General features: G+C 59.3%; 22 protein-coding genes. 9 read left to right on the top strand and 13 right to left on the bottom strand.

Going from position 1 to position 25,858, the window contains the following annotated elements:
• Positions 1–60 precede the first annotated feature (60 nt).
• The 5 genes from KVQ82_RS05165 to KVQ82_RS05185 all read right to left on the bottom strand — a co-directional run bounded on the left by KVQ82_RS05165 (position 61) and on the right by KVQ82_RS05185 (position 8,428).
• Positions 61–1,374, bottom strand: coding sequence for a C4-dicarboxylate transporter DctA (locus KVQ82_RS05165; protein ID WP_095668274.1), 1,314 nt, complete (start codon positions 1,372–1,374; stop codon positions 61–63).
• 267 nt (positions 1,375–1,641) lie between these two features.
• Entirely contained in the window at positions 1,642–2,196 is a 555-nt protein-coding gene (locus KVQ82_RS05170) for a hypothetical protein (protein ID WP_108183857.1), read from the bottom strand.
• Positions 2,197–2,278: 82 nt separating this feature from the next.
• Positions 2,279–2,851 carry a hypothetical protein gene (locus KVQ82_RS05175; protein ID WP_041065239.1) on the bottom strand — a complete coding sequence of 191 codons (573 nt, stop codon included), beginning with the start codon at positions 2,849–2,851 and terminating at the stop codon, positions 2,279–2,281.
• A gap of 226 nt (positions 2,852–3,077) precedes the next feature.
• A complete protein-coding gene (gene glyA / locus KVQ82_RS05180) occupies positions 3,078–4,331 on the bottom strand; it encodes a serine hydroxymethyltransferase (RefSeq protein ID WP_041065242.1) in 1,254 nt (417 codons plus the stop codon).
• Positions 4,332–4,579: 248 nt separating this feature from the next.
• Entirely contained in the window at positions 4,580–8,428 is a 3,849-nt protein-coding gene (locus KVQ82_RS05185) for a bifunctional diguanylate cyclase/phosphodiesterase (protein WP_222018286.1), read from the bottom strand.
• Between the two features lie 286 nt (positions 8,429–8,714).
• Here KVQ82_RS05185 and ettA point away from each other — a divergent pair, with 286 nt between their 5' ends.
• Together ettA and gdhA are read left to right on the top strand one after the other, a co-directional pair.
• Positions 8,715–10,379 (top strand): energy-dependent translational throttle protein EttA, encoded by a 1,665-nt coding sequence (ettA, locus tag KVQ82_RS05190; RefSeq protein ID WP_047296679.1) that lies wholly within the window; start codon positions 8,715–8,717, stop codon positions 10,377–10,379.
• Positions 10,380–10,752: 373 nt separating this feature from the next.
• Positions 10,753–12,090, top strand: a complete 1,338-nt coding sequence (gdhA, locus tag KVQ82_RS05195; RefSeq protein WP_108183853.1) for an NADP-specific glutamate dehydrogenase — start codon at positions 10,753–10,755, stop codon at positions 12,088–12,090.
• Here gdhA and KVQ82_RS05200 read toward each other — a convergent pair.
• The 4 genes from KVQ82_RS05200 to KVQ82_RS05215 form a co-directional block, all read right to left on the bottom strand.
• Positions 12,087–12,581, bottom strand: coding sequence for a GreA/GreB family elongation factor (locus KVQ82_RS05200; RefSeq protein WP_041065255.1), 495 nt, complete (start codon positions 12,579–12,581; stop codon positions 12,087–12,089). The genes gdhA and KVQ82_RS05200 overlap by 4 nt on opposite strands.
• 71 nt (positions 12,582–12,652) lie before the next feature.
• Positions 12,653–13,009 (bottom strand): hypothetical protein, encoded by a 357-nt coding sequence (locus KVQ82_RS05205; protein ID WP_007963787.1) that lies wholly within the window; start codon positions 13,007–13,009, stop codon positions 12,653–12,655.
• A gap of 154 nt (positions 13,010–13,163) precedes the next feature.
• On the bottom strand, positions 13,164–15,017 hold the full coding sequence (locus KVQ82_RS05210; protein WP_222018288.1) for a DUF4105 domain-containing protein: 1,854 nt from the start codon (positions 15,015–15,017) through the stop codon (positions 13,164–13,166).
• 260 nt (positions 15,018–15,277) lie between these two features.
• A complete protein-coding gene (locus tag KVQ82_RS05215) occupies positions 15,278–15,766 on the bottom strand; it encodes a DUF3015 domain-containing protein (protein ID WP_041065261.1) in 489 nt (162 codons plus the stop codon).
• Positions 15,767–16,067: 301 nt separating this feature from the next.
• Between KVQ82_RS05215 and KVQ82_RS05220 the strand changes: the two genes are divergently transcribed.
• Both KVQ82_RS05220 and KVQ82_RS05225 read left to right on the top strand, forming a co-directional pair.
• Complete coding sequence (locus KVQ82_RS05220; protein ID WP_086792869.1) at positions 16,068–18,506, top strand: Lon protease family protein; 2,439 nt, start codon at positions 16,068–16,070, stop codon at positions 18,504–18,506.
• A 323-nt stretch (positions 18,507–18,829) separates the two neighbouring features.
• Positions 18,830–19,159 (top strand): hypothetical protein, encoded by a 330-nt coding sequence (locus KVQ82_RS05225; protein WP_047296668.1) that lies wholly within the window; start codon positions 18,830–18,832, stop codon positions 19,157–19,159.
• Between the two features lie 6 nt (positions 19,160–19,165).
• Here the strand turns inward: KVQ82_RS05225 and KVQ82_RS05230 are convergent, their stop codons facing one another.
• Complete coding sequence (locus KVQ82_RS05230) at positions 19,166–20,998, bottom strand: hypothetical protein (RefSeq protein ID WP_222018290.1); 1,833 nt, start codon at positions 20,996–20,998, stop codon at positions 19,166–19,168.
• A 174-nt stretch (positions 20,999–21,172) separates the two neighbouring features.
• On the opposite strand from KVQ82_RS05230, the gene KVQ82_RS05235 reads away from it, so the two are divergent.
• From KVQ82_RS05235 to KVQ82_RS05245, 3 genes are all read left to right on the top strand, one after another.
• The gene (locus KVQ82_RS05235) at positions 21,173–21,661 is read left to right on the top strand and encodes a TIGR00645 family protein (RefSeq protein WP_007963798.1); all 489 of its coding nucleotides are present in this window, start codon (positions 21,173–21,175) and stop codon (positions 21,659–21,661) included.
• A 135-nt stretch (positions 21,662–21,796) separates the two neighbouring features.
• Positions 21,797–22,102, top strand: a complete 306-nt coding sequence (locus KVQ82_RS05240; RefSeq protein WP_096795239.1) for a DUF6482 family protein — start codon at positions 21,797–21,799, stop codon at positions 22,100–22,102.
• A 122-nt stretch (positions 22,103–22,224) separates the two neighbouring features.
• On the top strand, positions 22,225–22,842 hold the full coding sequence (locus KVQ82_RS05245; protein WP_198758327.1) for an FKBP-type peptidyl-prolyl cis-trans isomerase: 618 nt from the start codon (positions 22,225–22,227) through the stop codon (positions 22,840–22,842).
• A 110-nt stretch (positions 22,843–22,952) separates the two neighbouring features.
• Here KVQ82_RS05245 and KVQ82_RS05250 read toward each other — a convergent pair whose 3' ends face one another.
• From KVQ82_RS05250 to KVQ82_RS05260, 3 genes are all read right to left on the bottom strand, one after another.
• Entirely contained in the window at positions 22,953–23,210 is a 258-nt protein-coding gene (locus KVQ82_RS05250; protein WP_008078558.1) for a hypothetical protein, read from the bottom strand.
• A gap of 206 nt (positions 23,211–23,416) precedes the next feature.
• On the bottom strand, positions 23,417–23,758 hold the full coding sequence (locus KVQ82_RS05255; protein ID WP_041065279.1) for a zinc ribbon domain-containing protein YjdM: 342 nt from the start codon (positions 23,756–23,758) through the stop codon (positions 23,417–23,419).
• A 124-nt stretch (positions 23,759–23,882) separates the two neighbouring features.
• Entirely contained in the window at positions 23,883–24,851 is a 969-nt protein-coding gene (locus tag KVQ82_RS05260; protein ID WP_041065282.1) for a polyprenyl synthetase family protein, read from the bottom strand.
• Positions 24,852–25,092: 241 nt separating this feature from the next.
• On the opposite strand from KVQ82_RS05260, the gene rplU reads away from it, so the two are divergent.
• Together rplU and rpmA are read left to right on the top strand one after the other, a co-directional pair.
• A complete protein-coding gene (gene rplU / locus KVQ82_RS05265; RefSeq protein ID WP_003228361.1) occupies positions 25,093–25,404 on the top strand; it encodes a 50S ribosomal protein L21 in 312 nt (103 codons plus the stop codon).
• A gap of 35 nt (positions 25,405–25,439) precedes the next feature.
• The gene (rpmA, locus tag KVQ82_RS05270; RefSeq protein WP_003228360.1) at positions 25,440–25,697 is read left to right on the top strand and encodes a 50S ribosomal protein L27; all 258 of its coding nucleotides are present in this window, start codon (positions 25,440–25,442) and stop codon (positions 25,695–25,697) included.
• The last annotated feature ends 161 nt before the right edge of the window (positions 25,698–25,858 follow it).

The raw sequence follows: 25,858 nt of genomic DNA on the forward strand, positions 1-25,858 counted from the left end.
GGGATGCCGCAAACAAGATCAAAAGATCGCAGCCTGCGGCAGCTCCTGCAGGGTTGAAAATCAGAACTCTTGCTGGTGCGCCGGAGTTCCGGTTTTACGCGGTTGAAAGGTGTAGCCCTGCTGACCGCTGAGTACTTTGTTTGCGCGTTGTACGTCGATGTCCTTTTCCCAGCGGGCGATGGCCACGGTGGCGACACAGTTGCCGATCAGGTTGGTCAGCGCCCGGCCGATGCCCATGAACCAGTCCACCGCCAGCACCAGCACCAGCCCGACCACCGGAATCGCCGGGATCGCTGTCAGTGTCGCCGCCAGAATCACCAGCGCCGAACCGGGAATGCCGTGGGCGCCCTTGGAGGTGATCAGCGACACCAGGAGAATCGTCAGCAGGTCGGTCATCGCCAATGGCGTGCCGGTGGCGTTGGCGATGAACACAATGGCCAGCGTCAGGTAGATCGAAAACCCGTCGAGGTTGAACGAGTAGCCGGTGGGTATCACCAGCCCGACCGTCGAGCTGCCGATGCCCAGATGTTCGAGTTTGCGCATGATCTGTGGCAGCACGGCATCGGAGGAGGCGGTGCCCATGACGATCAGCAGCTCTTCACGCAGATATTTGAGCAATGGCCACAGGCGCAGGCCCGAGGCACGCATCACCACACCGAGGATCACGCTGACGAACGCGACGCAGGTCAGGTAGAACAAGCCGACCAGACTGCCCAGGTGCTGCAGCGAATCGAGGCCGTACTTGCTGGTGGTGAAGGCGATGGCGCCGAACACGCCGATGGGCGCCAGACGCACGATCATGCCCATGATCCGGAAGATCACATGGCTCAGTTCGTTGATCAGTCGCGAGATCCCGGAGGCCGCTTCACCCACCAGATTCAGTGCGCTGCCGAACAGCACCGAAAACAGCAGCACCTGCAGGATGTTGTTGTCGGCAAAGGCGCCGAGCACCGAGGTCGGGATCAGGTCCATCAGGAACTGCGTGGTGGTGTGCATGTGCTGGCCGCGTTCGGCGATGTCGCCCATGTCAGCGGCGGACAACTGCTCCAGATGGATATTCGCGCCGCTGCCGATCCCGGTGCTGAACGCGAACACCAGACCGATCACCAACGCAATGGTGGTCAGCACTTCAAAGTAGATCACCGATTTGAGGCCGATACGCCCGACCTTCTTCAGATCCCCTGCGCCGCTGATGCCACTGACCACCACGCAGAACACGATCAGGCCGATCAGCATCTTGATCAGTTTGATGAAGCCGTCGCCCAAGGGTTTGAGCTGAGCGGAATATTCGGGAAGGGTCAGTCCGCAGATGATGCCGAGCACCAGTCCGAGAACCACTTGGAGGAAGATTGAACGCGAGCACCATCTGAGCATGGGAGGAATCCTGGTCGGTGTCCTGGCTGCCGTGTGCGGAGCACATCAGATTCAGGACTTAATTATTGTGGTCTTACCGGTATGTCCAGTGCAGGCGCAGTCTACGCGCGGGATTTCTTGAAATACAAGAGGGAGGTCGGAAATTGGCATGACCGGTCTGACCAGTGGTGCTTTGCACGGTGTTGCCGTGGAGCCCGTTCGCAACGAGAAAGCCCGGCGATGTTCGGCCGGGCTGGTTTGTGCTGACGCTGGCGGATTTCAATCTGCTCAGTAAGGCACGTTGCGCTTCAGGATATTGAGCTTGAAGTCGAGAACACCGGCGCTGCGGTTCGAGTTGGTGCGTACGAACGTGCCGACTCTGGGGTCATGCTTGTTGCGACTTTGCCCGGCGCACAACAGCGCGCCGCTTCGGGTCTGGATTCTGACGGTGGGCGTATCCGTTTCGATCTGATCCAGCGTGATGATATTGCCCTTGGCATTGAGCAAGTTGAACGTGGTCTGGTCTCCATCTTCGGTTGCATAAGCGTTCAAGAAATCTTTTTCTTCACGGCTGATGGTTCTGTAGTAGTACTCGCCTGGCGTGAAGATATAGATAGTGTAGTAGTCGTCAAGGCAGCGGAAGTAAAGAGTCAGTGCGTCCGGTGCAACATCCGGCTTGAGAAAGAGATAGTTTGAAACATCCAGGTGGTGGGAGAACGTAAAAGCTTCATAATCAGGACGCGGAGTCGTGACCTTTCTGCCATACGTCAACTTGGGGAAGTGCGGGTAGCCATAGCGAGTGCTCAATGTTGCAATAAAGGATTTTTCCTGATTGGTGCTCATGGTATTTCTCGATTATTTGAGTGCTGATAAATAAACAGCGGACTGTTCAATGGCGTAAATATTGAATATTTGAACGTTGATGTCAGATTTCGTCGGGATCACTGAGAAACGATGCATTGCGCTCGATGATGTTCAGTGTGAACGGCAGGCCTGTGTTATCCGTCTCGGCCAGGTAGGTGTAGGGCGCGCCTCGTCGACGCAGCGCTGTTATCTGGCCAGCGTTGCGTGCCTTGAGCCGCACTCGCTGACGATCACCGCCCATATCCTGCAAGGTGATGATCCGGTTATCGTGGCTCAGCAAGTTGAAAGAGGTGGTATCGCTGCCCGCCGGCAGAAAAGCCCCTAATACCCCGGCGCGACCCTTGCTCAAGCAATAGCCGGTGTGCGTGGCGTGGTCGCGTATGTAAAGGTGGTAATAATCATCAGTGCAGCGGAAATAAATGTTCATGGGTTGAACATTCTTTACTTCCCTTTGGGGGCGGCAACCCAATAGATGGGCATCATCGATCGTTTTGGGGGCGCCTGTATAAAAACCGCCGGAAAATGAATTGTCATAACGCAAGACTGGGTTTTCATAAAGCGCGCCCAGGACGTTCAGATGGTGCTGATCCAGTGTTAGTGTTGCGATAAATGACTTTTGCCTGTTTGTTGTCATGAACTCTTCCTTGAGTTTTTGATGGGTGTTTCTTTGTTTTGTGTGGATTTTTAGTTGCTGTTGCGTGTTCTGTTTTTAACACTAACAGCTAATTTTTGTTGGTGTCCTGTTTTTCTTTGAAGTTGTTGTTTCAAGTTTTAAGTGAGGCGGCAGCGACTTTCACGCAGACGAAAAAAAACCGGCCAATCACTTGGCCGGTTTTTCATGCTGCTGATTTAACGTCGCATCAAGCGCCGTATACCGGCAGTTTCTTGCAGATGGCTTTGACTTTCTCACGAACGGCGTCGATCACCGCTTCGTTGTTCAGGTCAGCCAGGATGTCGCAGATCCAGCCGGCCAGCTCTTTGCACTCTGCCTCTTTGAAGCCACGAGTGGTCACAGCCGGAGTACCGAAGCGCAGGCCGGAAGTGACGAACGGCGAGCGTGGATCGTTAGGCACGGAGTTCTTGTTCACGGTGATGAACGCTTTGCCCAGCGCGGCGTCGGCGTCTTTACCCGAGATGTCCTGCTTGATCAGCGACAGCAGGAACAGGTGGTTCTTGGTACCGCCGGAAACCACGTCGAAACCGCGCGCGATGAACACTTCGGCCATGGCCTGGGCGTTCTTCACCACTTGTTCCTGGTAAGCCTTGAACTCAGGCTGCAGCGCTTCCTTGAAGCAGATCGCTTTAGCAGCGATCACGTGCTCCAGCGGGCCACCCTGGGCGCCCGGGAATACTGCAGAGTTCAGCTTCTTCTCGATGTCGGCGTTGGCGCGCGCCAGGATCAGACCGCCACGTGGACCGCGCAGGGTCTTGTGCGTGGTGGTGGTCACGACGTCAGCGAAAGGCACCGGGTTCGGGTAGACGCCAGCGGCGACCAGACCGGCCACGTGAGCCATGTCGACAAACAGGTAGGCACCGACTTTGTCCGCGATGGCGCGGAAGCGCGGGAAGTCCAGAATCTGCGAGTAGGCAGAGAAACCGGCCACGATCATTTTCGGCTTGTGCTCAACGGCCAGACGCTCGACTTCGTCGTAGTCGATCAGGCCATTGGCGTCGATGCCGTACTGCACGGCGTTGTACAGCTTGCCGGAGGAGGAAACGCTGGCGCCGTGGGTCAGGTGACCACCGTGGGCCAGGCTCATGCCCAGAATGGTGTCGCCACCTTGCAGCAGGGCCAGGTAAACAGCGGCGTTGGCTTGCGAACCGGCGTGCGGCTGAACGTTGGCGTAATCGGCGCCGAACAACTCTTTGGCGCGGTCGATGGCCAGTTGTTCAACGACGTCAACGTACTCGCAACCACCGTAGTAGCGCTTGCCCGGATAGCCTTCGGCGTATTTGTTGGTCAGTACCGAGCCTTGAGCTTCCATCACCGCAGGGCTGGTGTAGTTTTCCGAAGCGATCAGCTCAATGTGCTCTTCCTGGCGCTGAGCTTCTTGCTCCATGGCGGCAAAGAGATCGGCGTCGTACTTGGCAATAGTCAAATCACGGCTGAACATGGCGGTCCTCAAGGATCGGGGGCAGAAAAGGGGGGCATTCTAACCCAATGGGTTTTGGATGGCATATGAAACGACATCATGTCGCAGACAAGTGGCGTTCATGACAGATGTGCGGTGCTTTTGCCGGCCTCTTCGCTGGCAAGCCAGCTCCCACATTAACCTGGGTGAACTACACGACTTGTGATCGACATCAACCCTTGTGGGAGCTGGCTTGCCAGCGATGGGGTCAGCAGCCTTTACACAGAACCTCAGTCGAACATGAACAGCGCATCATTGCTGAACTGCGCTTCAAACCGGCTCGCCGGCATCGGCCGGCCGAACAGATAGCCCTGCACTTCATCGCAGCCGTGCTCGCGCAGGAAGTCCAGTTGCTCATGGGTTTCCACGCCTTCGGCGATCACCGCCAGATTGAGGCTGTGGGCCATGGCGATGATCGCGCGGGCGATCTGCGCGTCCTGCTCGCCGGACGGCAGGCCGTCGACAAAGGTGCGGTCGATCTTCAGCACATCGATCGGGAACTGCTTGAGGTAGTTCAGTGATGAATAACCGGTGCCGAAGTCGTCGACCGCAATGCTCAGGCCCAAGTTCTTCAGCCCGGCGAGAATCTGCATCGCCTCGCTGACTTCGCGCATCAGGATACTTTCGGTCAGCTCCAACTCCAGGCACGCCGGTGGCAGCCCGGTTTCCCGCAGGATGGTGGCGATCCGCGTGCCGAGCTGGCCATCGGAGAACTGTCGCGCCGAGATGTTCACCGACACCTTCGGCACGCGCACACGGTTCTGGTGCCAGGTCTTGAGCTGACGGCAGGCTTCGCTGATGACCCAGTCGCCAACGTCGACCACCAGACCGAGTTCTTCCAGCACCGGAATGAAATCCCCCGGCGGCACCAGCCCGCGACGCGGATGACGCCAGCGCAGCAGCGCTTCGGCACCGGTCAGGCGTTTGCCGTCGCCGCTGAACTGCGGCTGGTAATACAGGACGAATTCGTTCTGTTCCAGCGCATGGCGCAGATCGCTTTCCAGCTCAAGACGCTCCAGCGCACTGGCGTTCATGTCGGCCTGATAGAACTGGAAGTTGTTCTTGCCACGCTCCTTGGCGTGGTACATCGCGGTATCGGCGTTCTTCATCAACTGACTGAGTTCGTTGCCGTCCTGCGGACTCAAAGCAATGCCGATACTGGCGGTGACGAAGAACTCGCGGCCTTCCAGCACGAACGGTTTCACCAGGCTGGCAAGGATCTGCTCGGCCACATGAATCGCCCGGTTCAGCGCCATTTCGCGGCTGGAGCGGTGTTGCAGGAGCAGGGTGAACTCGTCGCCGCCCATGCGCGCCACGGTGTCGTCTTCGTCGACGCAGGCCAGCAGGCGCGTGGCCATGTCTTTCAACATGCGGTCGCCGGCGGCGTGGCCGAGGGAGTCGTTGATCGGCTTGAAGCGGTCGAGGTCGAGGAACATCAGCACCACCCACGACTTCTGCCGTTCGGCCGATTGCAGCGCAGTGTGCAGGCGATCTTGGAACAGCGTGCGGTTCGGCAAGTGGGTCAGGGCGTCGTAGTAGGCGAGGCGATGAATGCGTTGTTCGCTGGCCTTGCGCTCGCTGATGTCGCTGAAGAAACACACGTAACTGGCGAGGTCGCCTTCATCGTCGAGGACCGCCGTGATGCCGACCCATGCCGGGTAATGCTCGCCGTTACGCCGCTTGAGCCAGACTTCGCCTTCCCAGGTGCTGTGCTGATGCAGTTGCTTGAGCACGTAACGCAGGTGTGCGTCCTGTTGTTCGTCGACGGTGAGCATGTTCGGCAACTGATCGAGCACTTCCGAGACTGCATAACCGCTGACCCGGCTGAAGGCTTCGTTGGCCTGCACGATGTAACCGGCGGGGTCGGTGATCAGGATCGCCGAAGTCGAGTGCTCGAATACCGTGGCCGCCATACGCAGGTCTTTTTCGGCGCGGCGCTGCTGGCTGATGTCGCGGCCGACGCCTAGCACGCCTTCGAACGCGCCGTGTTCGTCCCACACCAGCACCAGGCGCAGCTCGATCGGAATCTTGCGACCGTCGGCGCGCAGGCAGTCGAACAGGAACATCTGCGTCTGCACCTGGCTTCGCAGCTGTGCGAGTTGCTCAGGCTTGTCGAGCGCTTTGCTGACCCGGTCCATCAGGGAATAGATGCCGCTCAGCTGTTGCGGGTTGGCGATGGTCGATTGCCAGCCGTTCTGGAAAATCCACTCGGCGTCGTAACCCAGCACCGCCTGCACCGACGGGCTGACGTAGTTCAACGACAGCTTGCTGTCGGTGGAGAAAATCACGTCGCTGATGCTTTCGGCGAGCATGCGGTAGCGCTGCTCGCTGTCACGCAGCGATTCACTGGCCTCGATCTGCTCGGTGATGTCCTTGGCCACGCCGATGATCCGCGTGACCTGATCGTGTTTGTCGCGGGCCAGCGCTTGCTCACGAATGTCGAAGCGCCGCCACTTGCCGTCACGATGGCGGAAGCGCAGCTGACATTGCAGCAACTGACTGTAACCGGCGTGCCGCTGCATCTGACGTGAGCGGTGGTAATAGTCGGCGTCTTCCGGGTGCAGGAGGATTTCCCAGAAATACTCGCCCATCTGGTGCAGCTCGGAGCGGTTGTAACCGAGGGTCTGGCCGAGGTGATGGTTGCTGAAGATCATCCGCTGGCTGATCACGTCCTGCACGTACAGATGATCTGGCACCGTGCGCACCACGTCCGACCAGAAGCCTTCGCGCTCCAGCAGCGACAGTTCGATCAGCTTGCGGCTGGTGATGTCGTTGATGCTCAGAATCACCGCTTTATAGTCGTGCAGCTCTTCAGGCAGGCGCAGAACCATCCACAGGTGCTGATCGCGACCGTTGATATCCGGCAGTCTGATTTCCAGTTCCAGTTGATTCTGTTGCTGCAGAACGGCGTCGAGCACCTGGTTACCGATGGCGCACTGGCTGTGCGGATGGCCGTCGATCAGCAGTTGCCAGGCGTGCTCGCAGGAATTGACATTGAGCAGCTGTAGCGCGACCTGATTGACCTCGGTAACGCGCAGTTCTTGCAGCAGTTGCTGGCGCTGGACCGGTTGGTCGAGCCAGGCCTTGAGCTGGTCGCTGGTCTGGATCTGCGCTTTGTCGAACACCTGCTTGAGGCCGGACAGATCGAGCACGCACAGCGCAACACCGGTGCCTTCGAAGATGTCCTGATAACGTCGGCGGCCTTCATGCAACTGGCGCTGGCGGCGACGCATGTTGAGCAGCGCGATCACCGGCAACATCGAGAACGCCAGACCCAGCAGGCATTTGCCGATGAACGCTGGCAGCAGTTCTTCGAGCACGCGTTGGCGATCGAACAGCCCGCGCAACTGCCAGTCGCTGCTGCTCAGCGGCACGGTTAAAACAGTGTTGGCCAGGTCGTCGGGGCTCAGCACGCCGGGCCTGGCTGAAGACAGCGCTTCGTCGCGGCTGATGATCTGGTGGTTGAGGCGGTTTTCCACCAGCCACAACGGGCGGATGCCGGTTTCGCCCTGCTGGGTCAGCGAGTCGAAGAAGGTCGGGGTCAGGCGCAATACCCAGTAGCCGCGCGTACTGCCGCTGGCTTGATGCAATAACAGATGCACCACCGAGCCGTCGTCGGCGTTGCTGAAGTAATGCGCCTGGGCGCGGCTGCGGCGCACCAGTTCAGCGAGGTAATCGGCGTCGTGGCTGTCGCTGGCGCTGTCGTTGAGGATTTTCCCGGACGGGCTGAGCAGGGCCAGGCTGCGCACGTCCGGCAGCGATTGCTGGAGCTTGCGCAGCAGCGCCTGCTGTTCGTCGGACGACTGTGGCTGTTCGACGATCGGTAGCAGGTTGAGGGCGATTTGCGCATTCAGCGACATGTTCAGGCTGACCTGCGAGGCGAGGTCGGCGGTGTAGTCGATGGTGTACTGGCGCTGGTTTTTCTGAGTCTCGCGCAATTGGTCGAGCAACTGCCAGAACAGCAATGCCAGCAGCAAAAGTACCAGCGTCGCCAAGGCACCCTTCAATGTTCCGCGCAGGGGCGAGCCGGTCCCCGGGTTGGACGCGCTCACAGAAGCTGGCGGGGTAACGTTGGACAAGCTGAAATCCTGCGGTTTGGCTGGACTGGCGCGACGTGCACTATAAGCCGGACGCCCGAAGGGCGGCTAGCATGCCTTGAGTTGTGGCGAAGTGCCAGCCCCACTCGGCTGGACTGCCTTCCGTCATTCAGGTAGCTTTGCCGGTTACGCGGGAGCGTTCCAGCTCCTAGACTCAGACTTTTTCAGCGCGCACGCATTGATGACCATCAAGTGAACGACGCGCATCGGTCTGGCCGGGCATCGCCTGCGCTCCAATCATTCATCTGTCACTGACCCAAGGTTCTCCATGGCTCAATACGTCTTCACCATGCATCGGCTGGGCAAAGTTGTTCCGCCGAAGCGGGAAATCCTGAAAAACATTTCGCTGTCGTTCTTCCCCGGCGCCAAGATCGGCGTACTCGGCCTCAACGGTTCGGGTAAGTCCACGCTGCTGAAAATCATGGCCGGCGTCGACACCGAGTTCGAGGGCGAAGCCCGTCCGATGCCGGACCTGAACATCGGTTATCTGCCGCAAGAGCCACAACTTGATCCGACCAAGACCGTGCGTGAAGTGGTCGAGGAAGCGGTCAGCGTGATCAAGGACGCGCAAGCGCGTCTGGACGAGGTCTACGCCGCTTACGCCGATCCGGATGCCGACTTCGACAAGCTGGCTGCCGAACAGGCCAAGCTCGAAGCGATCCTGCAGGCCAGCGATGGTCACAACCTGGAGCGTCAACTGGAAGTCGCCGCCGATGCGCTGCGTCTGCCGGCGTGGGATGCCAAGGTCGAACACCTGTCCGGTGGTGAAAAGCGTCGCGTGGCCCTGTGCCGCCTGCTGCTGTCCGCTCCGGACATGCTGCTGCTCGACGAACCGACCAACCACCTGGACGCTGACTCCGTGGCGTGGCTGGAGCACTTCCTGCACGACTTCCCGGGCACCGTGGTCGCGATCACGCACGACCGTTACTTCCTCGACAACGTCGCCGGCTGGATTCTGGAACTCGACCGTGGCGCGGGCATTCCTTATGAGGGCAACTACTCGGGTTGGCTGGAAGCCAAGTCCGATCGTCTGGCCCAGGAATCCAAGCAACAGTCGGCTCACGAAAAAGCCATGAAGGAAGAACTGGAGTGGGTGCGCAAAGGCGCCAAGGCCCGCCAGTCGAAATCCAAGGCTCGTCTGGCACGCTTTGAAGAAATGCAGTCGCAGGAATTCCAGAAGCGTTCGGAAACCAACGAGATCTACATCCCGGCCGGTCCCCGTCTGGGCGACAAGGTCATCGAATTCAAGAACGTCACCAAGGGCTACGGCGATCGCGTCCTGATCGACAACCTGTCGTTCTCCATGCCGAAGGGCGCCATTGTCGGTGTGATCGGTGGTAACGGTGCCGGTAAATCGACCCTGTTCCGCATGCTGATGGGCAAGGAAACGCCGGATTCGGGCAGCATCGAAGTCGGTGAAACCGTGCAACTGGCCTGTGTTGACCAGAGCCGTGAAGACCTCGACGGCAGCAAGACCGTGTTCCAGCAGATCTCCGACGGTTCCGACCAGATCCGCATCGGCAACTACGAGATCCCGTCGCGCACCTACGTCGGTCGCTTCAACTTCAAGGGCGGCGACCAGCAGAAGTTCGTCAAGGACCTGTCCGGTGGTGAGCGCGGTCGTCTGCACCTGGCGCTGACCTTGAAGGAGGGCGGCAACGTCCTGCTGCTCGACGAACCGTCCAACGACCTCGACGTTGAAACCCTGCGTTCCCTGGAAGAAGCCTTGCTGGACTTCCCGGGCGCCGCCATTGTGATCTCTCACGATCGCTGGTTCCTGGACCGCGTCGCGACCCACATCCTGGCGTACGAAGACGACTCGCAAGCGGTGTTCTTCGAAGGCAACTACACCGAGTACGAAGCCGACCGCAAAAAACGCCTCGGCGAAGCAGCGGCCCAGCCACACCGGGTACGCCACAAGAAACTGGCCTGATTCGGGTTGGTTGGATGAAAAAGCGGAGCCTTCGGGCTCCGTTTTTTTTGCCTGGGTTTCTTCAGCAATACCGGGTTGCGTTCATCGCTGGCAAGCCAGCTCCCACAGGTTTTTTGTTGTACCTGGAATGTGTGGACGCCGCGAAAACTGTGGGAGCTGGCTTGCCAGCGATAGCGGTGTAACTATTGGTGCATCACTTCAATCTGATCTCCCCATTCAGGTGCAAAATCAGATCAAAAAACCGCCTGATTTATATCCTGTGCACCATTTAATTTCATAACTGCGACATTTTGCGCTGTTCCTGTGCGCAATTCGTTTGTTACAGTCCGGCTCAATCGCTTCCAACGACAATAAATTTGCCGAGACTTTTCCCATGATCGAATCCGTCGAATCCTTCCTCGCCCGCCTGAAAAAACGCGACCCGGATCAACCCGAATTCCACCAGGCCGTCGAAGAAGTCCTGCGCAGTCTGTGGCCGTTTCTCGAAGCCAATCCGCATTACCTGACCTCAGGGATTCTGGAGCGTATCTGCGAGCCGGAGCGGGCGATTGTGTTTCGCGTGTCGTGGGTCGACGATCAGGGCAAGGTCCAGGTCAATCGCGGTTTCCGCATCCAGATGAACAGCGCCATCGGCCCGTATAAGGGCGGGCTGCGCTTCCATCCTTCGGTGAACCTGGGCGTGTTGAAGTTTCTCGCCTTCGAGCAAACGTTCAAGAACTCTCTGACCTCATTGCCCATGGGCGGCGGCAAGGGCGGTTCGGACTTCGATCCGAAAGGCAAGAGCGACGCCGAAGTGATGCGTTTTTGTCAGGCGTTCATGAGCGAGCTGTACCGCCACATCGGCGCGGACGTCGATGTGCCGGCTGGCGACATCGGTGTCGGGGCGCGGGAGATCGGCTTCCTGTTCGGCCAGTACAAACGCCTGAGCAACCAGTTCACCAGCGTGTTGACCGGCAAAGGCATGACCTACGGCGGCAGCCTGATTCGCCCGGAAGCCACCGGTTTCGGTTGCGTGTACTTCGCCGAAGAAATGCTCAAGCGCCGCGGACAGACCGTCGAAGGCAAACGCGTGGCGATCTCCGGTTCCGGCAATGTCGCCCAGTACGCGGCGCGCAAGGTCATGGACCTGGGCGGCAAGGTGATTTCCCTGTCCGACTCCGAAGGCACGTTGTACTGCGAATCGGGCCTGAGCGAAGAACAGTGGCTGGCGCTGCTGGAACTGAAAAACGTCAAACGCGGACGCATCAGCGAATTGGCCACGGCGTTCGGTCTGGAGTTTCGCGCCGGGCAGTTGCCGTGGTCGCTGCCGTGCGACATCGCGCTGCCGTGCGCCACGCAGAACGAACTCGACGCCAACGCCGCGCGCGCACTGCTGCGCAACGGCTGCGTGTGCGTCGCCGAGGGCGCGAACATGCCGACCACGCTGGAGGCTGTGGATATCTTTATCGAGGCCGGCATTCTGTTCGCCCCGGGCAAGGCGTCGAACGCCGGCGGGGTCGCGGTCAGCGGGCTGGAGATGTCGCAGAACGCCATGCGCCTGCTGTGGACCGCTGGCGAGGTGGACAGCAAGTTGCACGCGATCATGCAGTCGATCCACCATGCTTGCGTGCATTATGGCGAAGAGAACGGGCGGATCAACTACGTCAAAGGCGCGAACATCGCCGGCTTCGTCAAAGTCGCCGATGCGATGTTGGCCCAAGGCGTGGTTTAAGCCGGTTCGATGCGAATCACCTCAATCAGCTGATCGCCAGCGGGGCGCTGCCACAGCACCTCGTCATTGAGCCGGGCGCCGAGCAGCGCCCGGCCCAGCGGCGAGCCCCAGTTGATCAGGCCCTGACTGGCGTCGGCCTGATCTTCGCCGACCAGTTGCACCCGACTTTCGGTGTCGTGCTCGTCGGCAAAGGTCACCCAACTGCCAATCTGCACCTTTTCGGTAGAGGTCGCGGGAGCCGCGACTTGTGCACTGGCGAGGCGTTGGTTGAAGTAGCGCAAATCCCTTTCGAGATCGGCCAGGCGCTGCTTGTCGGCTTGTTCGCCCTTGGCCGATTGTTCGGCGTGCAGGGCTTGCAGCTCGGCGACTTTGGCCTGCAGCTGTGCCAGCCCCTGCGGTGTGACGTAATTGGGCTGCGCGCTGACCTGCCGTTCGACGGGCTGATCGGCTTGCGCGGCGGCATTGTCTTCGTTGACGAAAGCGCGGCTCATGCTGTCCTCCTCTGCATAGAGTTTGGGCCATGGACGCCGGCATTTGGTTTCACTGGATGTCTGGAAACGACCTATTGCGAGCGATAGGCCCGTCCGGCGTCCTGATCCTTCTGTTGCTGCCAGGCGCGCTCGCGCTCGTCCCAGTGTTCGTTGCGATACTCTTCGCGATCCTTGTTCTCGAGCATCGCCTGACACTGGCGAAAGCCGTCGGTCCAGCCTTCGGCGTATTGCTTGTCTTTGAGGTAGCGCGGCACGTTCTTGCGAAACTCGCCACTGATCGAGCCGGCGGCTTGCCGGCCACTGACGCAACCGTCATCGAAACCGTCGGCGAAGGCTGGTGGATAACCTTTGGCGATCAAGTCTTCATGGGTGGTCTGGCAACCCCCGAGCAACAGCAAAACACCCAACAGTCCCGCACACCGCCACATTGCACTCTCCTGCGCCGATTCTCAGCTGATAGGGAAAGTCTAGAAGGGGATTCGTTGATGGGGTGTGAAAGGAAGATCAAAAGATCGCAGCCTGCGGCAGCTCCTAAAGGAAAAATGCATTCCCACTGTAGGAGCTGCCGCAGGCTGCGATCTTTTAATAGTGATACCACTTCACTTCGAGCATCACTTCGTTTTCCGGCGTCGCCACATGACTGAACTCACGCTGCGCACTCAGGCGCAAACCGAGGTTGCGCGACAATTCCCACTGCTGGTTCAGGCTCAGGCTACGGCGCACTTCACCATTGAAGAAGTAATCGCCCTTGGCTTCCAGGCTGAGATTGCCCAGCGGGTTTTTCCACAACACGCCGGTATTGAAACCGCCGGCCGGGGAGACGAATTCGGCGAAGTCATTGTTGTGTTCGATGCGCACCGTGCCAAGGGCAAAACCGAGCGTGTCTTCGCCCAGTTGCCAGGTGCCGCCACCGCCGCCGTTGACGTGGCTGACCAGGTTTTCGTCATCGTGTTTGCCCGGTACGCGCTCAAGGCCGCCAGTGACTTGCCACGACAGCGGCTGCAGCAACTCATTGCGCGGGGTCAGCGAGCGAATGGTCGCCAGATCCAGTTGCTGGAATTGCCATTGGTTACCTTCGTACTGGCGCAACTTCATTTGCAGGATTTCGATCTGTGCGCCGAGGGGGAAGCTTTCGGCGTTGTCGTTGAGGTCGTGATAGGCCATGCGCAAACCGTACTCGCCGAACGCACGGTCGCCCCGGGTGCCGATGCCGGCCTGCCAGGTGCGTGATTCGTGGCCGTCTTCGGGCAGGCCCGGTTGGGGGATCTGCAGCTCCGGCGCCGGGTTTTTGTTGATCGCCCGCAGCAGTTCGAAGCTGCGCTGAGCGCGCTGCGGATCACGTTCCTGACCGTTGGCGCGGTAGCGTTCCAGGCGATACGCAGCATCGATGATCAGCGCCTGTCGATCCCGGGGCAGACCCTTGAAGGTCGGGTCTTGCAACACTTGCTGATCGGCGCTGACTTTCAGCACCCATTGCTGTTCGTCACTGCTCAACGGCTGGGCGCGGCTGAGCAATTCACGTTCACGGGATGGGCGGTATTCGATACTTTCCACCAGTCCGGCTTCCTTCACGGCTTTGACCGTGTCGGTAGGGATGGCAGTCAGCGGGAATTGCTCGGTCAGGCGCAGGCTTGGACGCGCCACCTGCAGCAATTCGAGCAGGCGATAGGAGCAGTTTTCGTCGAAGAAGAAATAGTCGAACTGGATCTGCTTCAGTTCCCACACATGTTCGACCATACGTGCGGTTTCTGCTTGCGTCAGGTTCAGCCGGTATTCCCACAGGTCGCGGTTTTCCAGGCTGCGGTACTCGGAGAGTTTTTCCTGATACGGCACCAGCGCGAACAGCCCCGGGTAGCCGCCCATCAAGCCTTTCCAGGCGTAGAGGATGCTGTTGTCGGAGCCTTCGATGTAGGCACCGAAGTTGATCGCGTAACTGAGCAGCGAAGTCTTGTCGCTTTGCACGTCAGCCTGATCGATGCGCAGCAGGGTGTGGCCGAACATCGACGACGGACTGTTGAGGTACGCCGCCGGGAAGATCATCACCGCGCTGTGCGGCGAGACGTCCTTGAACCATTTCTTGAATTCGGCGCAATCGGGGGCGGGCAGATCGGTCAGGTTGAGCTGCGCTTTCAGCCAGCGGGTGCGGGCCGGATAGACGCACTGCGCGTGCTGCTCGCCGAGACTGGCCGGGGCGTACAGCGCTTGCACGGTGGCGGCCAACTCATGGTCGGGGTGTTCGTTGCCATCAGGCGCGAGAAAGAATTTCCTGTCGCTGACATAGCTGCGCCAGCCGCCGAGCTTGGCGGTTTCGTAATGACCGAGGGAAATCCAGAAGCGGTCGTTGGCCAGTTGCTGCAAACGTTGAGGGTCGATGTGAGGCGCGGCGGACAGCGGGGCGCAGACACAGAGCGCCAGCCAGGCAAGGCGTTTGAGCATAAGTGGCAACTTAAGTCGAAAGAAAAAAACCGGATCGGGCTGCGATCACTCCCTGTGGCGAGGGGATTTATCCCCGATGGGCTGCGAAGCGGCCCTCATACCTGCAAAACTCGGTGTATCAGATACACCCAATTGAATGGTTTCACGACTGCTACGCAGCCGATCGGGGATAAATCCCCTCACCACAGGTTCAGCGTCACATTCGAGTGATTGCACTCAAAACAAAACCCGCTTCCCGAAAGAAGCGGGTGGGGTCGAGCTTAAGCCTGAGTGGCGTACTTGGCCAGACGTGGGTCTGATTTCAGTACAGCCAGGGTGTTGGTATGCACGTCTTCGGCGGTCACGTCAGCCTTGCTGAAGATTTGCTGGAAGTGCTCGTGAGTGACAGCGGCGAAATGCGCACGGTCTTCCGGCGCCACGCCCAGTACCACAGCGTAAGTCGTCAGCGCTTCGCCGTTGCCTTTTGCCATGTCTTCGGACAGCTCGTTCATCATGCCATTCATGGCGAACCAGGATTTACCGCCGTAGGTCAGCGACGCGTTGGTCGAGCAACCGTTGGTGCCGGAAGTCATACCGAACGTAGCGTTACCGGAGGTGCCGTTAGTGGTGGATGCCAGGAAGTGTGCCGGGGTGCCACGCTGACCTTCGAACAGCATGTTGCCCCAACCGCAATCCGGACCGCCTGGCGCTTGCGCCATGGCATTGAGGGAAACAACGGTGAAGAGAGTACCGAGAAGAATCCGTTTCATAGCTTTGTTCTCTTTGTGTGCATACCAATGGACAGGGTTCTGGCCCCCCAAGTGCTGCCTAGACAGACCCTTTTGAAGCCAGTGGGCCGGTTATTAGTTCCAGCCGCGCAGTTTGGAGTTTAGGCACGTTCCCGTGGTTCCGTGATTTTTTGCTGATTATTCGTTGAAAACCCCGGATTCACGGGGCGGGCCGCGCGGCTCGGCGCTTGTCTATGCTTTGTCGCATGGCGCGCCTTGCCAGTGGGGCACGGGCAGCGCCAGAATGCCGCTATCTGCCCCGCCTGATTGTTAAGGAAGCCCGATGCCTGATCCTGTTGCTGCCAGCTTGCGTCTAGCGCCCGAAGCGCTGACCCGTCCGTTTTCCGCTGAACAGTTCAGCTTCACTACCACCAATGATCTGGAGCCCTTTCGCGGTGTGCTTGGCCAGGAACGTGCGGTCGAAGCCTTGCAGTTCGGTGTGGCCATGCCACGCCCCGGTTACAACGTCTTTGTCATGGGCGAACCGGGCACCGGTCGCTTCTCGTTCGTCAAACGCTACCTGAAGGCCGAAGGCAAACGCCTGCAGACCCCGGCGGACTGGGTCTACGTCAACAACTTCGATGAGCCGCGCGAACCCCGCGCATTGGAATTGCCTTCGGGAACGGCCGCTGCGTTCATCGGCGACATCAACGGCTTGATCGACAACCTGCTGGCGACGTTCCCGGCGGTGTTCGAACACCCGTCCTACCAGCAGAAAAAAAGCGCCATCGACCGCGCCTTCAACCAGCGCTACGACAAGGCACTGGACGTCATCGAACGTCTGGCCCTGGAAAAAGACGTCGCCCTGTACCGCGACAGCAGCAACATCGCCTTCACCCCGATGCTCGAAGGCAAGGCGCTGGATGAAGCCGAGTTTTCGCAATTGCCGGAAGCCGAGCGCGAGCGTTTCCACGAGGATATTTCCGGCCTCGAAGAGCGGCTGAATGAAGAGCTCGCGAGCCTGCCGCAGTGGAAGCGCGAGTCGAACAATCAGTTGCGTCAGCTCAACGAAGAAACCATCACCCTGGCCTTGCAGCCGTTGCTCTCGCCGTTGTCCGAGAAGTACGCGGAGAACGCTGCGGTCTGCGGTTACCTGCAAGCGATGCAGGTGTATCTGCTGAAAACCGTGGTCGAGCAACTGGTCGACGACAGCAAGACCGACGCCGTGGCGCGCAAGCTGCTGGAAGAGCAATACGCGCCGAGCCTGGTGGTCGGTCATCCGCACAGTGGCGGTGCGCCGGTGGTGTTCGAGCCGCATCCGACCTACGAAAACCTGTTCGGCCGCATTGAATACACCACCGATCAGGGGGCGCTTTACACCACTTATCGCCAGTTGCGCCCGGGCGCATTGCATCGCGCCAATGGCGGCTTCCTGATTCTTGAAGCGGAAAAAATGCTCAGTGAGCCGTTCGTGTGGGACGCACTCAAGCGCGCCCTGCAATCGCGCAAACTGAAGATGGAATCGCCGCTGGGCGAGATGGGCCGTTTCGCCACCGTGACCCTGAATCCGCAGCACATACCGTTGCAGGTCAAAGTGGTGATCATCGGTGCGCGGCAGTTGTATTACACGCTGCAGGACCTGGATCCGGACTTCCAGGAGATGTTCCGCGTGCTGGTCGACTTCGACGAAGACATCCCGATGGTCGACGAAAGCCTGGAGCAGTTCGCCCAGTTGCTGAAAACCCGCACTTCGGAAGAAGGCATGGCGCCGCTGACCGCCGATGCGGTGGCGCGTCTGGCGACCTATAGCGCACGGCTGGCCGAGCATCAGGGGCGTTTGTCGGCGCGGATCGGCGATCTGTTCCAACTGGTCAGCGAGGCGGATTTCATTCGTCATCTGGCCGGTGATGAAATGACCGACGCCGGGCACATCGAGCGTGCGCTGAAAGCCAAAGCCACTCGCACTGGCCGCGTATCGGCGCGGATTCTCGACGACATGCTCGCCGGGATCATCTTGATCGACACCGACGGCGCTGCGGTCGGCAAGTGCAACGGGCTGACCGTGCTGGAAGTCGGCGATTCGGCGTTCGGTGTACCGGCGCGGATTTCCGCCACGGTGTACCCGGGCGGCAGCGGTATCGTCGACATCGAGCGCGAGGTCAATCTCGGTCAGCCGATCCACTCCAAGGGCGTGATGATCCTTACCGGGTACCTGGGCAGCCGTTACGCCCAGGAATTCCCGCTGGCGATTTCCGCGAGCATTGCGCTCGAGCAATCCTACGGTTACGTCGATGGCGACAGTGCGTCGCTGGGTGAGGCTTGCACGTTGATTTCGGCGCTGTCGAAAACCCCGCTCAAGCAGTGTTTTGCGATCACCGGTTCCATCAACCAGTTCGGCGAAGTACAGGCGGTCGGCGGGGTCAACGAGAAGATCGAAGGCTTCTTCCGTCTCTGCGAAGCGCGTGGGCTGACGGGCGAGCAGGGCGCGATCATTCCGCAGGCCAACGTCGCCACGCTGATGCTCGACGAGAAGGTGCTGGCGGCCGTGCGCGCCGGGCAGTTCCATGTGTACGCGGTGCGTCAGGCTGACGAGGCTTTGAGCCTGTTGGTCGGCGAGCCGGCCGGTGAGCCGGATGCTGACGGTCAGTTCCCTGAAGGCAGCGTCAATGCGCGCGTGGTCGAGCGTCTGCGGGTGATTGCCGAGATGATCAGCGAAGAGGATCTGAAAGAGGCCGAGAAGGAGTTGGCGCAGGAGGCGTTGGCCGAGGCCAAACCAGCTTAAAAAGTCTAGAGCAAATCCTGTGGGAGCGAGCTTGCTCGCGAAGGCGGCATACCAGTCGACATTTAGTTGCCTGAACATCCGCATTCGCGAGCAAGCTCGCTCCCACAGTTGTTTTCCAGATTGATTTTTGCGCTGATCATCAGGAAAAGTGCCACTACTCTGACGTCAACATTCACACAATGACCATTCGGCGCCTTCTGGTTCTATCCGGCTTGCGCGGCGGACTTTTCTTCTATTCTCAGCTCAAGGACATCGACAGTATCACTGGATCGAAACAGCCTTCGCGTGAAGGCTGAATACAGGTTTTACCGAGGGTCGCCGCCATGTCGCGCAACCTCTGCCTCACCCGTCAATGCCTGGGTCTTGTGACCCGTATCGAATGCGCCATCAAACCTCTGGCCGGCGATAACGGTATGTGGACCTTGCTTTTCGCTGCCGGCATGGCCGGCGAACAACCCTCCGCCATCAAGGCCCAGGGCCCGTTTCATGGGCCGGTCGCCGCCGAGTCGATTCTCGACACCATTGTGGAAAGCCTGACGATGCACGGCTACGAGCTGGCCAATGATCCGCAGATCTGGAGCCTGCACCTGCAGGCGCAGCTGCGCCAGATCAACGGTGGCCGTGGACGTCCGGTCGGCGTGTTCGACCATTAGGCGCAATCACCGCGCCGTGTCGGGCAACGGCACCTTGTCGAGCTTGACCTCAAAGCCGTATTGCACGGTATTGAGTTCAGTTCGCTGATAGGTCTCTACTTGCGTTGGACGGCCATAGAAGTAATGCACGCCGAACAGCGCCGGGCCTTGCGCACTCGCGTCGTGGCTGACCGAGAGAATCTGTTTCAGGTAGTTGCCGCTGTCGTCCTTGACGAAGAAACGCCAGGCGTTGGCCGGGAACCGTTTCAGGTCCACCACCAGTGTGTTGTTCTTGATCTCCAGGCCTTTGGGCAGGGCCTTGGCGTCGTAGGTTTTCTTGTCGACGCTCGCCAGAAACAGCGGCATCGAACCCACAGCAATTGCCGGAGTTTCCGGGAACAGGTTCAAATCGTAAGTGATGGTCGCTTGCAGCGGATCGACCTGATAGGCCTCGGGTGGCAGTTCGATCGGCTCGTCGAGTTTGCCGCTGCGTTTCTCGGTGAAGAACGTCACCGGGCTTTCTCCCGGGCTGAAATCATCGCCGAGCAATTCATCATTGAAGGTACGCCGGTGGGAGAACTCGATGCGCGCGGCGCTCGGATCCTCCACGGACTGATGGATGCGGATGCCGGCCTTCAACGCTTCCTCGGTCAGGCTCGCGCCCTTGAGCCAGTTCGGCGCCAGATCGTCATACACCACTACGTCCGGGTCCAGCGGCTGGATGGTCTTTTCCGTGGTGTGCTGACTGAAGGTGCGCACCGGCAAATCCAGTGCCTTGCGGGTCACGGTCGCCGATGAAAAATCCAGCACGCTGACTTCGAGGGTGTCGACGGGGCCGTTGAAGTAGACCTTGCTATAGCGGCGCGGATGCTGCTGTGCGAAGGCCTGCTGTTCGTCCTCAAGCTGTTTTTCCAGCGCCTCGCTCCAGATTTTCTGCTGTTGCAGATGTGCCAGTTGTTTCTCGTAGAAAGCCACCTGTGCCGGGCTCTCATTGATTGAGCCGGCGCGCACCAGGTATTGCCCGGTGGTGTCGCGGGCCTGAACGATCAACGGATTGAGCTGTGCACCCTCGACCTCGGGGGCCAATGGCAGGCTGTTGCTGAATTCGACTTCGGCGTAGTTTTTTGCAAGCTTCAGCAGGGTGACGCTGAGGTTGTCATCGGTGCGGGTCTGGCCGACATCCTTCTGACTCAGGTTGAAGCTGAACAGGCGGCGCGGCGTGATGACTTCGACGTTGCCCTGCAGGCTCACTGGCTGCGGTTGTGTCTTCTTGTCGACGTCCAGCCCCTCGATGAAAGGGTAGGTCACGGTCAGGTCATCGGGGTTGTTGACATTGGAACTGGACGGGCTCAACTGAATGCCGGGATCGGTTTCCGACCATTCCGGCTGATAGGTGATCACGCGCTTGTTGCTCAGGGTCACCGACTGCCATTCCACGCCATGCGGAAACAGAAAACCGCCGGGAATGTTCAGGTTGAACGGGAACACTGGCTGCAGGTCGGTGAGGTAGTCGGAGCTGGCGTCCTTGTGCAGTACGAACAGCCCGTTGATGAAAGTATCGACCAGCGCCTGCGGCGAAGGGTAGTGCTTGAGGATGCCGAGCGTGTCTTCGCCGTAGACGGTTTTCAGGGGTGTGCTGTCGAGCTTGAGTTGCGCGCGTTCGAGCAACAGCAGCGAACCGCCGAGTTCGGTCACGGCATCCTTGAGCTTCGGATCGGTGATGGCGTCCAGTGAATGTTCGAAGGTTGTCGTCTTCGCGTCGAGGCTGACCGAGGGTTTTTTCTCTTCGCCGGGAGAGCAGCCGCCCAGCAGCAGAGCGAGGCAAATCCCGGCAGTTTTCAACGGCAATCGCACATCCATTTCCAGTCGTCCTGTCCACTTTCGCTAGGCGGTCAATGGTTTGGACAGTAGCAGAAAAAAAATCATACACACACGCAGGTTGCGCTGATTGGAGGTGCGGGCCGGGCCGTTTCTGGCTGTCACGGTCGGCTGGTATACTCGCCGCCGATTTCAATCCTTATTGTGTGAGAGTCAATGGAACGCTTTATCGAAAATGCAATGTACGCCACGCGCTGGCTGCTGGCGCCGATCTATATCGGGCTGTCCCTCGGGCTGCTGGCGCTGGCATTGAAATTCTTCCAGGAAGTGTTTCATGTCATTCCCAACGTGTTCTCCATGGCCGAATCGGATCTGATCCTGGTGCTGCTGTCGCTGATCGACATGGCGCTGGTGGGCGGCTTGCTGGTGATGGTGATGATTTCCGGCTACGAGAACTTCGTGTCCGAGCTGAACATCGACGAAGGCAAAGAGAAGCTCAGCTGGCTGGGCACCATGGACTCCTCGTCGCTGAAGATGAAAGTGGCGGCGTCGATCGTGGCGATTTCCTCGATCCATCTGCTGCGGATCTTCATGGATGCCAAGAACGTCGATCCCGAGCACCTGATGTGGTACGTGATCATCCACATGACCTTCGTGATTTCGGCGTTCGCGATGGGTTACCTGGACAAGCTCACCAAGCACTGACTATTGTTTGATCGCTGCAAAAACACCGCCCGTCTGTTGCGAAACAGACGGGCGGTGTCGTTTGCGGCTTGTGCTTTGGTGCGCGCGGGCATATCCCTGTAAAGGTCCTGGCTCGCCATCGCACGAGGTGCCTTCATGAACCTGCAAGAGTTGAATGCGTTTGCCATCGCCAGAAAGGTCGATGAGCTGAACCTGATCTCCATGGAGGGCGGGATTTATCTGCTCGAAGCGCGGATGCATGGAGCCGCGTATCCGTTGAGTGATCTCAAGGGCGAGATGCTGCAGCTGCGTTCGGTGGAGCACGCGCGGGATTTGCTGCATAACTTTCCGGTGCTGCCGTTCAACCTCGTCCATACCTCGGTGCACGACGAAATGTGCGGCCTGGGCGTCAGTGACGAGGAAAGCCTGAAAGTGCCGCTGGCGTGGCGCTCGGCCCTGTAGGCGTTGCGCGCCATTGCTGGGCATCTGTGCTAGTCTGCTCGCCCTTTTAGGTTCCGGGCGCGCCGGGACGCGCTGTGCACGCACGGCAAGTCTTGCGGCCGTCCGCACAGCGGAGCAGTGTCATGTCCGAAGTAAATCTGTCCACCGACGAAACCCGCGTCAGCTACGGCATTGGCCGTCAGCTGGGCGACCAGCTGCGCGACAACCCGCCACCGGGTGTCAGCCTGGACGCCATCCTGGCCGGTCTGACCGACGCATTCGCCGGCAAGCCAAGCCGTGTCGATCAGGAAGCCATGTCCGCCAGCTTCAAGGTGATCCGCGAGATCATGCAAGCCGAAGCCGCCGCCAAAGCTGAAGCGGCTGCCGGTGAAGGCCGTGCGTTCCTGGCTGAAAACGCCAAGAAAGAAGGCATCACTACTCTGGCTTCCGGTCTGCAATTCGAAGTGCTGACTCAAGGTGAAGGCGCCAAGCCATCCCGTGAAGACACCGTGCGTACTCACTACCACGGCACGCTGATCGACGGCACTGTGTTCGACAGTTCCTACGATCGTGGCCAGCCAGCAGAATTTCCGGTGGGCGGCGTGATCGCCGGCTGGACCGAAGCCCTGCAACTGATGAACGCCGGCAGCAAATGGCGCCTGTACGTGCCGAGCGAACTGGCTTACGGCGCTCAAGGCGTTGGCAGCATCCCGCCGCACAGCGTTCTGGTGTTCGACGTCGAGCTGCTGGACGTTCTGTAAAACCTTTGTGGGAGCGAGCTTGCTCGCGAATGCAGGCGATCCGGTTCAAATCTGCAATCGCGTTGCTGCCTTCGCGAGCAAGCTCGCTCCCACAGGTTTTGGGTTGCTTTTCATATTTCGATCTTGTGATGCAGCTCATGGGTCGGGCGCAAGGCCCGGGCATAGCAGAACAGGAACAGATTACGCACCAGCTCCTTGAGCACCAGCGGCTCGCTGGAATTCAGGCTGCTGACGTCCAGATCGCCCTGATCCTGCAGCTCATGCAGGGCTTCTTCTTCCAGAACCGCACAGACTTCCCCGGTTTCCCGATGCAGGATTCTGAGGTACGGGTGTGGGCGATCCAGCCAGGCGTCGATCAAATAAGTCATGGGTCTCATCTCCTTGGAAGGTTCCAATGAGAATAATTCTTATTCGTCAAATAGCAAGCGTCTATTGGCGGAATGCGATTTTTTCCGGGTAAAGATTGCGTAAGGTCAAAACGGCTGGCGTCTGGCTATTACGCGAGTCTGCGGGAGCAAAGCGGGAGAGGGCGCAGCTCCATCCCACGCCGGGCGTGGGATGGCTGACAGCAGGATCAGACCTTTCTGACAAACTCGGACTTGAGTTTCATCGGGCCGATGCCGTCGATCTTGCAGTCGATGTCGTGGTCGCCATCGCACAGGCGGATGTTCTTGACCTTGGTGCCGACCTTGACCACCAGCGAGGTGCCCTTGACCTTCAGGTCCTTGATCACGGTGATGGTGTCGCCGTCCTGCAGGACGTTGCCGACCGAATCTTTCTTCACGGCATCATCGGACGCCACTTCGGTTTCGCCGTTGGCCGACCACTCGTGGGCGCACTCAGGGCAGATCAGTTGGGCACCGTCTTCGTAGGTGTATTCGGAATTGCATTTCGGGCAGGGTGGCAACGTGCTCACTAAGGCTCCTTGGGATGTGGATCGCTAAAAGTCGCACATTGTATAAGGTTTTAGCGCGTAGAGGGCAGGCAACAAAAAGCCGCAGGCTTCGGCGGAATGCTGCGGCTCTTTGATTGCGCGGTGATCAGTGCGTGCGGGCGACCGCAAACTCGCTCAGTTCTACCAGTGCATCGCGGTATTCGCTGGCCGGCAGCGCGTCGAGGCACTTGATCGCACGGGCCACGTAGTCACGGGCCAGTTGCGCGGTGTACTCCAGCGAACCCGAGGCTTCCACGGCGATGCGGATGCTTTCGAGGTCTTCGATTCCGCCTTTCTGGATCGCCTGGCGCACCAGGGCAGCCTGTTCCGGCGTGCCTTCGCGCATGGTAAAGATCAGCGGCAGGGTTGGCTTGCCTTCGGCCAGATCGTCACCGACGTTCTTGCCCAGGGTCTCGGCGTCGCCCTTGTAGTCCAGCAAGTCGTCGACCAGTTGGAACGCCACGCCGAGGTGATCGCCGAAGGTGCGCAGGGCTTCGCTCTGCTCGGCGGAGGCACCGGCCAGTGCGGCAGCGCTGTGGGTCGAGGCTTCGAAGAGCATCGCGGTCTTGCCGCGGATGACCTCCATGTAGGTTTCTTCGGTGGTGCTGGCGTCGCGCACCTTGGACAGTTGCAGCACTTCGCCTTCGGCGATGATGCGCGTGGCCTGGGACAGGATCTTCATCACCGGCATCGAGCCCAGTTCGACCATCATTTCGAACGAGCGCGAGTACAGGAAATCGCCGACCAGCACGCTCGGAGCGTTGCCCCACATGGCGTTGGCGGTCGAGCGGCCACGGCGCATGCCGGACATGTCGACCACGTCGTCATGCAGCAGGGTCGCGGTGTGCAGGAATTCGATGGTGGCGGCCAGCAGGCGCAGGTCGTCGCCTTCGCGACCCAGGGCCTTGCCGCACAGCAGCACCAATAAAGGACGCAGGCGTTTGCCGCCGGCCGAGGTGATGTAATCGCCGATTTTCGATACCAGCGGCACTCGGGAAGTCAGCTGCTTCTTGATGATGCCGTCGACGGCGCTAAAATCGTCCGCCACCGCGCGGTAGAAAGCTTGGGGTTGCATCAGCGACAGTTGCTCCAGAAGGGTTGCGCGGCATGCTAGGACCCCCACCGGGGCCTGTCAAGGCGCGATGGACGGCCTCTTGCGTGACTCTCGATGCTTGCGTACAATCGCGCACCCTGAACTTCCTGGGCAGCACCTGCCTTACGCAATTGCACTTGGGCCGTTCCAGCCCCATGCAGCCATGCCAGCCAATACCTCTTCTTATAAAGAGCTGGGTGAGCAGGATTATCGGAGAAATACCATGTACGCAGTAATCGTTACCGGCGGTAAGCAATACAAGGTCGCTGAAGGTGAATACCTGAAGATCGAAAAACTGGAAGTCGCTACTGGCGAATCCGTGACTTTTGACCGCGTTCTGCTGGTCGCCAATGGCGACGACGTGAACATCGGCGCACCTGTTGTTGCTGGCGCAACCGTCAAGGCTGAAGTGATCTCCCAAGGTCGTCACGATAAAGTCCGCATCATCAAGTTCCGTCGCCGTAAGCACCACATGAAGCGTATGGGCCACCGCCAGTGGTTCACCGAGATCAAAATCACCGGTATTCAGGCTTAATTACAGCCTAATTCCTCACTAGGAGAATTGAACTCATGGCACACAAAAAAGCTGGTGGTAGTACCCGTAACGGTCGCGACTCAGAAGCCAAACGCCTTGGCGTGAAGATGTATGGCGGCCAGGTCATCAAGGCCGGCAACATCATCGTGCGTCAGCGCGGCACCCAATTCCACGCTGGCTACGGCGTTGGCATGGGTAAAGATCACACCCTGTTCGCGAAAATCGAAGGCGTGATCAAGTTTGAAGTAAAAGGCGCCTTCGGTCGTCGTTACGTGAGCGTTGTCGCGGCTTAATCGCGAGATCGCTGGAAGAGCCCTGTCTTGCGACGGGGCTTTTTCGTTTGTGGGGTGAGTCTCTTGCAAAACTGTTTGTATGGGCTGTCGGCGTGCGATGCAGGTCGTGGTTTGGGGTCGCTGCGCTCATTTTTGCAAGAGTCTTATGTCTTGATTGTTTT

It is taken from the genome of Pseudomonas sp. AO-1 (assembly GCF_019775695.1).
GTDB lineage: Bacteria > Pseudomonadota > Gammaproteobacteria > Pseudomonadales > Pseudomonadaceae > Aquipseudomonas > Aquipseudomonas parakoreensis.

Excerpts from the sequence above, each read along its gene's own strand:
- KVQ82_RS05165 (WP_095668274.1), bottom strand. The coding sequence starts at position 1,374 with ATGCTCAGATGGTGCTCGCGTTCAATCTTCCTCCAAGTGGTTCTCGGA.
- KVQ82_RS05170 (WP_108183857.1), bottom strand. The coding sequence starts at position 2,196 with ATGAGCACCAATCAGGAAAAATCCTTTATTGCAACATTGAGCACTCGC.
- KVQ82_RS05175 (WP_041065239.1), bottom strand. The coding sequence starts at position 2,851 with ATGACAACAAACAGGCAAAAGTCATTTATCGCAACACTAACACTGGAT.
- glyA (WP_041065242.1), bottom strand. The coding sequence starts at position 4,331 with ATGTTCAGCCGTGATTTGACTATTGCCAAGTACGACGCCGATCTCTTT.
- ettA (WP_047296679.1), top strand. The coding sequence starts at position 8,715 with ATGGCTCAATACGTCTTCACCATGCATCGGCTGGGCAAAGTTGTTCCG.
- gdhA (WP_108183853.1), top strand. The coding sequence starts at position 10,753 with ATGATCGAATCCGTCGAATCCTTCCTCGCCCGCCTGAAAAAACGCGAC.
- KVQ82_RS05200 (WP_041065255.1), bottom strand. The coding sequence starts at position 12,581 with ATGAGCCGCGCTTTCGTCAACGAAGACAATGCCGCCGCGCAAGCCGAT.
- KVQ82_RS05205 (WP_007963787.1), bottom strand. The coding sequence starts at position 13,009 with ATGTGGCGGTGTGCGGGACTGTTGGGTGTTTTGCTGTTGCTCGGGGGT.
- KVQ82_RS05210 (WP_222018288.1), bottom strand. The coding sequence starts at position 15,017 with ATGCTCAAACGCCTTGCCTGGCTGGCGCTCTGTGTCTGCGCCCCGCTG.
- KVQ82_RS05215 (WP_041065261.1), bottom strand. The coding sequence starts at position 15,766 with ATGAAACGGATTCTTCTCGGTACTCTCTTCACCGTTGTTTCCCTCAAT.
- KVQ82_RS05220 (WP_086792869.1), top strand. The coding sequence starts at position 16,068 with ATGCCTGATCCTGTTGCTGCCAGCTTGCGTCTAGCGCCCGAAGCGCTG.
- KVQ82_RS05225 (WP_047296668.1), top strand. The coding sequence starts at position 18,830 with ATGTCGCGCAACCTCTGCCTCACCCGTCAATGCCTGGGTCTTGTGACC.
- KVQ82_RS05230 (WP_222018290.1), bottom strand. The coding sequence starts at position 20,998 with ATGGATGTGCGATTGCCGTTGAAAACTGCCGGGATTTGCCTCGCTCTG.
- KVQ82_RS05235 (WP_007963798.1), top strand. The coding sequence starts at position 21,173 with ATGGAACGCTTTATCGAAAATGCAATGTACGCCACGCGCTGGCTGCTG.
- KVQ82_RS05240 (WP_096795239.1), top strand. The coding sequence starts at position 21,797 with ATGAACCTGCAAGAGTTGAATGCGTTTGCCATCGCCAGAAAGGTCGAT.
- KVQ82_RS05245 (WP_198758327.1), top strand. The coding sequence starts at position 22,225 with ATGTCCGAAGTAAATCTGTCCACCGACGAAACCCGCGTCAGCTACGGC.
- KVQ82_RS05250 (WP_008078558.1), bottom strand. The coding sequence starts at position 23,210 with ATGACTTATTTGATCGACGCCTGGCTGGATCGCCCACACCCGTACCTC.
- KVQ82_RS05260 (WP_041065282.1), bottom strand. The coding sequence starts at position 24,851 with ATGCAACCCCAAGCTTTCTACCGCGCGGTGGCGGACGATTTTAGCGCC.
- rplU (WP_003228361.1), top strand. The coding sequence starts at position 25,093 with ATGTACGCAGTAATCGTTACCGGCGGTAAGCAATACAAGGTCGCTGAA.
- rpmA (WP_003228360.1), top strand. The coding sequence starts at position 25,440 with ATGGCACACAAAAAAGCTGGTGGTAGTACCCGTAACGGTCGCGACTCA.